Origin of the sequence: Bacillus cereus group sp. MYBK14-1 (assembly GCF_051916885.1) — a bacterium.
In the GTDB taxonomy this organism is placed as follows: Bacteria; Bacillota; Bacilli; order Bacillales; family Bacillaceae_G; genus Bacillus_A; species Bacillus_A cereus.
Genome location: NZ_JBQAHM010000038.1, coordinates 1 through 8,276 on the forward strand (window position 1 = coordinate 1; position 8,276 = coordinate 8,276).

The following is an 8,276-nucleotide window of genomic DNA, read 5'->3' on the forward strand; positions in this document are numbered from 1 at the left end:
TTACATCCATTTTTTAATCACTTATTATGAACGGTGTGTCATTTCACGTGTAGTTTTGCGTGTTACTTTCATTGTTTTCATCTCCTCTCAAATTTTTGGTTTAAAATCGATTTATTTCAATAAACAAATCAAATAAATCAATCTAATCTGTGAATAAATCCATCAATACGCTTATTATTTAGAAAAATTATCTTCACCTTCTTTTATTATTATTTTGAAAAAAAGGAATAGAAACCTCTTAATGGTATAGAAGGTTATTTTTTCCTTAGTGCCTTTGTAGAATATCACGGAATTATCTGAATATCAACAACATTTGAACATTTTTTTATAAATATTTACAGATTTTTTTAAAACTTATGAATCTTTATTTATTATTTCGAGATTATAAGTTATATATTTTAAAATTTATTCTATATAAAATTAATACGAAATTCTTGAAATTAAATAATGTATTAGTGCTATTTTATTATTCACTTCATAAATACTTTTTTAAAATTAAGATCCATTTCAATCCAATATTTAAAATTAATTGGTTCTTTTATATTCGATTTCATACCCTCAATTAAATAAAATACATAAATTCTAATCAATCTATTAAAAATTTAACATTTAATTCATTTTTTAAAAAATATTGACTTTTCTAAAGATTATTTATATAGTTTTCTTAATATTCCATATAGTTAATGAACTAATTACTTGAAAATAGATCATTAAAGTTTTGTTAAATATTATACTGAAAATTAATTATTAGTATGGATATTAAAATCTTAACGACTGGGAGACATAATTAAAGAGGGGTGAAATATTTGCACTTACTTCATAGTGAAATACCTATTGATGGTGTTCATTTTCTTTCTTTATATACAAGATAAAAAAGCAAGTAAACACACGTTCTATTACAAAATATATATACTATTGTTTCTTAGCTTAAAATATTTTCTGACACAAGAGCAAAAACTAAGCATGATAACATTACAAATTATTTAAACTGGGGTGAAATATTTTGAATAAATTATTAGTAGCCGATCAAACTAATAAAATTGATAAAGTAGATAGCATTACTGACAAAGAGTTTTTAACGAATTACGCACTTAAGAGCAAGCCGGTATTATTAACTGGAATAATTGATACTTGGAAAGCAACGAAAGAATGGTCATTTGACTATTTTAAAGAAAAATATGGAGATACTATTATAACTATCCATACATGCAGACCTCCAACTAATACAGAATTGTATGAAACTAGTTTAGGTGAATATATAGATTATATAAAAAAAGGTGATTTTGAGGATAATCCATGGTATTGTGATTGGACATTCACGGAAAATACACCTGAAATTAGTGAAGAATATCAAGCTATAACAGCATTCGGCGATAATTGGATTGATAATATACCAAAAGGAATATTAAATGAACCTAAATGGATTTACATAGGACCAAAGGGTTCTGGTACTTCTCTACATATTGACTTTTGTATGACAAGTGCTTGGAATGCAGTTATAGTAGGACAAAAGAAATGGGCATTCTTCTCTCCAGATCAAGCCCCTTACTTATATGATGGAGAAGTAGATGTATTTAATCCAGACTTCGAAAAATTCCCATTGTTTAAAAAAGCTCAGCCTATAATTGTTACACAAAAAGCAGGGGAAGTTATGTATACACCATCAGGATGGTGGCATCAAGTTTTAAATGAAGAGAGTGGGATTTCAATAACAGAAAATTATATCAATTCCACGAATGCAGATGTGTCTTTATGGCCTTATTTAAAATCTGTTATCAAAAAGAATGGTTGGAACGTCCAAGATTAAATAGTCGAAAGATTGAATCTCAAATATCAAATTACTTATAAGATGTAATAAGGCATGTGAGATGGTACTGGTACAAACTGTTTTTGAAGATAGAGAGAGTTGAATAGATTCCTAATGGATGCAATAGTTTGATATACATATATAAATTCAGAATATACATATAGAAACTATCCTAAAGAAATAATCCAAATCTTTTAGAAAACCACAGTTTGATTTTAATTATCATTAATAGGGATTATATGAAAAAGCTAGTCTAAATCTAGCTTTTTCCTTTTTATTTATAGGTATCCTATTTTCTTTATTTGTATTGTTTTGAATCTATACTTTTCTAATTGATTTTGAGGGTAATTAGAAATTCGCACTAAAATCAATGATTAAGGCGGAATGAATGTAAACTAATAGTCCGAAATTTATACTTACTTTTCATTAAGATGTTCAAATGTATAATAAATTATAAAAGATATTGAGGAAAACATAGAGAAGAGGGAATACTGTATGACTAATTTAAAAAATGTTCTTGAGCTTGATTTTGCATATTTTGAAACCTTTACTAGCCAAATAGAGAAATCATGGGGTTCTATATTTTGTAATGAAGGTAACCCATATTATTATGATGCAAATCATGCACATGTAAGCGTAGTAAGTTTGAACCCAAAAATGATAGTAGATGAAGTAGTTCATTTCTACAAAACTAAAAATATAGTACCTAGATTTTATATATACAACTTAGATATGCAAGAAAAACTGATCTCTGAATTACAAATAAGGAATTTTGGATTTGAAGAATTAATACTTCCAATTCAATTATGGAATAAGGAATTAATTAAAAAAGATAAAAATGAAAAAGTTACTATTGAAAGGGTATCTGAATTAAATTTTGAAGAAGCTTTAGATATTCAATGTAATATAAAGGAGCTTGGAGGCGGCGAAGTTAGAAAAAAGGCTTTTCAAGAGGAATTCCAACATCCAGCATTTACTCACTATCTGCTTAGATACAATGGAGTACCATGTTCCATCGCTTGTATTTTTGAACATGAGAAACAGGCCCGAATGGAAAGTGTAGCTACAATTGAAAAGTTTAGAGGTAAAGGGTTAATAGGTGAACTTATTCATTTTATTCAATGTGAAGTAATGAATAGAGGATTAGATAATCTTTGGGTGATTCCAATAAATGAAAAAGTAGAAAAAGTGTATGAGAAGTATGGATTTGAAACAGTAGAAAAAATTAAGACCGGACATGCATTTTTAGAAGGAAAAAGTATTAAAGAAATTCACGAGGGATAGAAAAAATCAACTCATTTTGTTTTTAAGAAATATTTAGTTAACAAGTGTATTAAAAGTAAACTAATCTCCATTTTCATACATTCATAAAATCTCTCAATTATCATTTGAATGAATAGAATCCACTTTTATCTTTACTTTATTATTCGAGCTTTTAGATAGTTTAGATGAATTTATCAGCGAACTGGGATGGAACAATGATTTTTTTGAAAGTTATTGCATATATTATATTAAGCAATGGCTATGCAATTTTGTATTAGCAGGAATAGTCGAAAATTTAAAGAAAGAATAATTACAAACATATTTTTTTATTGATTATGTAATAGCCCTCTTTATTTTTGTTCGTTATGGGCAGCAAAAAATATCTTTCAGTGTAGGTCATTACAATCACCTAATTAAGAGCAATTATGTATGTACTACAAATGCGTATACATCTACAAGAGATAAAGATCTGGTAATAACAAGATTGAGTTGTAAGGAAAACAAGGGGAGTGAAGGAACCATGATACATCGATATGAAATAGAATTTTCAGTAATGTATGGTGGCAAAGTATCAAACTTACAATCTACAATCATTCCAGCAAGTTCTTTAGAAGAAGCAAATGAAAAATTACAGTCAGAAGTAAGGCGACGATTAGGTACATGTCGCGTGAAAATTGATACTGCAAGTTTATGTAGTTCAGAGGATAGTCGATATATAATTGAACCAAAATGAAGAGAAAAGTCTTGTGCTAAACAAGACTTTTTATTTTTCTTTTAAACATTTGAAACAGAGTTTTCCATTCATTATGTATTTGCTAATAACAGATTTCTTTCACTAACAGCCCCTTTGAAACTTACATTCAGTAAATACGAAAATAGGAGGTAGTTCAAAAAAATACAAACTGTTAAATCCCTATAAAATTATTCAAACCCTTATGTCTGTTGAAATAAGAGTTTGTTTGCATGTACGTCACTATTTTATGTACAATGAAAGAAAAACATCTTATGAGGTGGGGGAGAGGAAAGCCCATGACCAACCAACAATTAGTGGATTTACGCATTGATTTTGCTTTTAAACAATTATTTGGTACAAATGGAAATGAGGATATTCTAGTTGCATTTTTAAATGCAATGTTACAAGGTTCTTTAGAATCCCCTATTGTTTCTTTGCAATTAGAAGACCCACACTTGCATCGAGAACATGAAGAGGATAAATTATCAATTTTAGATATTTCCGCAACATTAGATACGGGAACCAAGGTAAATGTGGAAATACAGTTAAATAATAATCATGATATGATTAAGAGAAGTTTATATTATTGGGGAAGGCTTTACACATCCCAACTTCAAAAAGGAATGCCATATAGTTCTCTCCATAAAACAATTACGATTAATTTGTTAAATTTCGTTATGTTTTCTGAATACGAGGCATTCCATACAACAGGAACTCTATGGAATCAACAACAACAGAAGGTATTAAGTGATGACATAGAAATTCATATTGTAGAGATTCCAAAACTCGTGCAACAGTGGCGTAATGAACAAGTAAATCCCTGGGAAGATTCCTTTGTTCGTTGGTTATTACTACTACCAGCGAATGAAGATGAACACTTAACCCAAACATTGGAGGATATTGCGATGAACCAAGACCCTATTTTACAAAAAGCAATGGATAAATGGGAACGTATGAGTCAAGATTCTTCTTTCCGACAAGCATATGAAGCAAGGGAGAAAACGTTGATGGATGAAGCCGCAAAGTTTGCTCATGCTCGTAATGAAGGGAAAAAAGAAGGTATTCAAGAAGGGGTTCAGCAAGGGAAAATTCAAATGATTAAAGGTATGCATGAACTGGGTGTACCAATTGACACGATTGCAAAAGCAAGTAAATTAAGTATAGAAGAAGTTGAACATATTTTGAGAGAAAATTCATAATAAACAACTAAGAAAACAGATTGAAAAATTCAATCTGTTTTCTTAGTTGTTGCAATTTATTAACTTATTCTTTAATTATTATTACTTTCAGCGAATGAACATGAACACTTAACCTAAACATTGGAGGATATTGCGATGAACCAAGACCCTATTTTACAAAAAGCAATGAATAAATGGGAACGTATGAGTCAAGATTCTTCTTTCCGACAAGCGTATGAAGCAAAGGAAAAAGCTCTCATGGATGAGGCTGCTAAGTTCGCTCATGCTCGTAATGAAGGGAAAAAAGAAGGTATTCAAGAGGGCATCCAAGAAGGAGTTCAGCAAGGGAAAATTCAAATGATTAAAGGTATGCATGAACTGGGTATACCAATTGAAACGATTGCAAAAGCAAGTAAATTAAGTATAGAAGAAGTTGAACATATTTTGAGAGAAAATTCATAATAAACAACTAAGAAAACAGATTGAATTTTTCAATCTGTTTTCTTAGTTGTTGCAATTTATTAGCTTATTCGTTGATTATTATTACTTTCAGCGAATGAAGATGAACACTTAACCCAAACATTGGAGGATATTGCGATGAACCAAGATCCAATTTTACGATACACTCCAGTTTCTGAAAGTATTGGTGAATTATCTATTTAACCTGCACATGTTAAATCTATTCCGAGTATACCTCCGCCACCGTAATGCTTTAAAAACCAACGATAGCTATCTGGAAATTTACAATCTAAGCTTTTTTCAAGTTGGTTAATAAATTCATCTTCAACTCCTCCAAAAAAATCTCCTTTTTCCTCCCGTCCGGAAAAAATGTTAGCAATCCATTCCTTCATTTATATTACTCCTTCTTTCATTTTATTTTTGATAATCTTGTGCTCTTTGTTTCCAGTAATACTCACGAAATCTCTCATACTGAGCTGTTAAAACTGGATAATTTCTAAAACTATCTCCATCCTCAATTGTGCCATGAAGCTGTTTTGAGTATTTCCGATGTTTACTAGCCGGTAATTCAACCATGCTTCCTGGTTCTCGCTGGGTCGTATGGTACAGTTGAATTTGTGTATCATCCTTGTAAAAAGGACTTCTCCCTTTTTTTGCTAGTTCTAAATTTGATAAACCTTTTGCTTGCGGGTTTGATAATACAAAATTCCAATCAATATCTTTGGTTCTGTTGCAAAGTTCTTTAACAGATAAAAAGTCAAATTCAGTACTATGAAATTTTATGCAATAGTAAGTAATTGCTATAATTCATTGTACGTTGAAAAACCGGAGTTTATATAGAGCATGAATCTTTTCGATTCCTTTAATCATACGAGAAGCATGACGTAGATTTTGAAATCCTGCAGATTTAGTAAAGCGTTGCTTTATATGTCTATGATCCTGTTCTTCAATACGATTGTTCAAATACTGGCTTGTATAAAATAAATAGTACGTGCATAAAAGCCTATGCCGCTTGATGATCTCGTTTTTTTACGAATTTAAAACTCTAGTGTATGTCCCTCTTTATCGATTGCACAATAGAGATAACACCATTCACCTTTGACTTTTATATAAGTCTCATCTAACTTCCACGATCGTTGTACATGCTTATTTTTCTTTTTCCAAATTTTATAGATTAAATTTCTATACTCATGAATCCAGCGCATAATGGTTGTAAGATGAACAGAGACACTACGTTTTCTTAGGATTTCAGATACATCGCGATAGCTTAAAGAAAAACGACAATAGTAGCCCATGGCTACTAAAATAATATCTTTTTTGAACTGTTTTCCTTTAAAGTATCGCATTCGTGATTCTCCTTATTCTTTTTTCTAGAGTGTATCCTCATTTAGAAAACTTTGCAACAAAACCAGTGTCCCAATGAGCTGGACACCTTGGTGCTTTCCGTAAGTGGGAATGCTTCGTTGCTTTCCTTTTAAAAACCATGTTTGCTGAAGGAATTGGTAATCACGAATCATTGACTCATCTTGAAAAAGAAGATGATTAATATCCTCGTTTAAAAGTTTTTTGATAGGTAGGAAACGTTTCTTCTATAAACTCTTTTTGTTTCGCTGGGTCAGCTTTTGCCAACGTATAAGTGGGTTTCGTAAAACTGATCCCTAAATTATGTAAGCAAAAGTTTTTTGATTCATTTTATAAACGATCGCAAAGTGATTTTATAACCTTTATAAACGTACAAACCCGAATTTAGGCTGTATAAGTGAAAGGCGTTTTGGAAAGTATAGCTATCGAAATGGAATTTAATCCATCCTCAAAAATTATAAAAAAGGAGAGATTTAAAATGACGACACATGGTTGGGGGGGATCACCACTTCTCACAACGCAATCTGCAATTCCAGACTGGTATCTTAGAATCAAATACTGGCCGGAATTTCGTGATTTAAGGGATCTACTTGGAATGCAGTCCATACCAATGCAACAAACCGGACCACGGCTCCAGTCCCAGTTTTTGGAAAGTTTAATCCCCATGATTCCAGATATAGTTAGCGCTGTGCTCAATCAGTTACAGGCACGGCCGCAGATGCAGTCACAAGGGACCGGACCACAGCTCCAGCCACAGTATGTGACATGGGACCCCGTGTTCTGCAGGTATGTCGACCATCCGATAATCACACGTCTAGAGGCCTTACAGGCACAGCAGCAGATAATTCCGAGCTTCATCCCCAATATTCCTGAGGGGTGTGAAAGTGGAAGTCTGTACCCTATCATATTATAGGATTAGGAAATTCGAAAAAAACGCACTAAAAAATACAAATCAGTTACAGGGCGGGCAACTATTCATCCAATAGGATACATAGCTTCAGTAATGGATCGATGGGAAGCTCAGAGGATGATACAAAAACATCCTTTTGGAGAAGCTGATGAACTGTGGCTCGTGTCCGCGAATGGCATTTGCTTTGTATATTTATAATTTTTATGGAAATCATATTTATGGAATGGATTTATGCATTCAAATTCAAAACAGGAGTGATAAAAAGTGACAATTGTTAACCCATGTATACCAAAGTTTGACTGGTTGCAAGCCGGCCCTAGCATGCAACACACAGGACCAATGATGCCTTTAAATGCAGGACAAACACTGCAACCACAGTGGTTAGAATTTCTTGTGCCTGTGCTTAAAGATGTAGCTAAAGAGGTTATTGAAAGATTGCAAGCTGGCCCTGGTATGCAACACACAGGACCAATGATGCCTTTAAATGCAGGACAAACACTGCAACCACAGTGGTTAGAATTTCTTGTGCCTGTGCTTAAAGATGTAGCTAAAGAGGTTATTGAA

At 31.9% G+C, this 8,276-nt stretch carries 7 protein-coding genes and 3 pseudogenes; 6 read left to right on the forward strand and 4 right to left on the reverse strand.

The features are described 5' to 3' along the window. The first annotated feature begins 1,003 nt into the window (after positions 1-1,003). The 5 genes and pseudogenes from ACTFR3_RS30195 to ACTFR3_RS30215 form a co-directional block, all read left to right on the forward strand. On the forward strand, positions 1,004-1,807 hold the full coding sequence (locus ACTFR3_RS30195; RefSeq protein WP_440045159.1) for a cupin-like domain-containing protein: 804 nt from the start codon (positions 1,004-1,006) through the stop codon (positions 1,805-1,807). Between the two features lie 495 nt (positions 1,808-2,302). After that, positions 2,303-3,091 (forward strand): GNAT family N-acetyltransferase, encoded by a 789-nt coding sequence (locus tag ACTFR3_RS30200; RefSeq protein WP_440045160.1) that lies wholly within the window; start codon positions 2,303-2,305, stop codon positions 3,089-3,091. Between the two features lie 499 nt (positions 3,092-3,590). Next, positions 3,591-3,803: a hypothetical protein gene (locus ACTFR3_RS30205; RefSeq protein WP_440045161.1), complete on the forward strand. Its 213-nt coding sequence runs from the start codon at positions 3,591-3,593 to the stop codon at positions 3,801-3,803. 296 nt (positions 3,804-4,099) lie between these two features. Continuing rightward, a complete protein-coding gene (locus ACTFR3_RS30210; protein ID WP_440045162.1) occupies positions 4,100-5,002 on the forward strand; it encodes an Rpn family recombination-promoting nuclease/putative transposase in 903 nt (300 codons plus the stop codon). A 75-nt stretch (positions 5,003-5,077) separates the two neighbouring features. After that, positions 5,078-5,443, forward strand: a pseudogene (locus ACTFR3_RS30215) (Rpn family recombination-promoting nuclease/putative transposase); the annotation flags it as partial. 197 nt (positions 5,444-5,640) lie between these two features. On the opposite strand, the gene ACTFR3_RS30220 reads toward ACTFR3_RS30215, so the two are convergent. From ACTFR3_RS30220 to ACTFR3_RS30235, 4 genes and pseudogenes are all read right to left on the reverse strand, one after another. Further along, positions 5,641-5,832 (reverse strand): SMI1/KNR4 family protein, encoded by a 192-nt coding sequence (locus ACTFR3_RS30220; RefSeq protein WP_440045163.1) that lies wholly within the window; start codon positions 5,830-5,832, stop codon positions 5,641-5,643. 22 nt (positions 5,833-5,854) lie between these two features. After that, entirely contained in the window at positions 5,855-6,247 is a 393-nt protein-coding gene (locus tag ACTFR3_RS30225) for an HNH/ENDO VII family nuclease (RefSeq protein WP_440045165.1), read from the reverse strand. Then, positions 6,241-6,786 (reverse strand): annotated as a pseudogene (locus ACTFR3_RS30230) (IS6 family transposase). The gene ACTFR3_RS30225 and the pseudogene ACTFR3_RS30230 overlap by 7 nt, the downstream one beginning before the upstream one ends. 63 nt (positions 6,787-6,849) lie before the next feature. Further along, positions 6,850-7,111, reverse strand: a pseudogene (locus ACTFR3_RS30235) (winged helix-turn-helix domain-containing protein); the annotation flags it as partial. An 865-nt stretch (positions 7,112-7,976) separates the two neighbouring features. Between ACTFR3_RS30235 and ACTFR3_RS30240 the strand changes: the two are divergent. After that, positions 7,977-8,276: hypothetical protein (locus tag ACTFR3_RS30240; protein ID WP_440045164.1), on the forward strand; the 300-nt coding region annotated here is incomplete at its 3' end.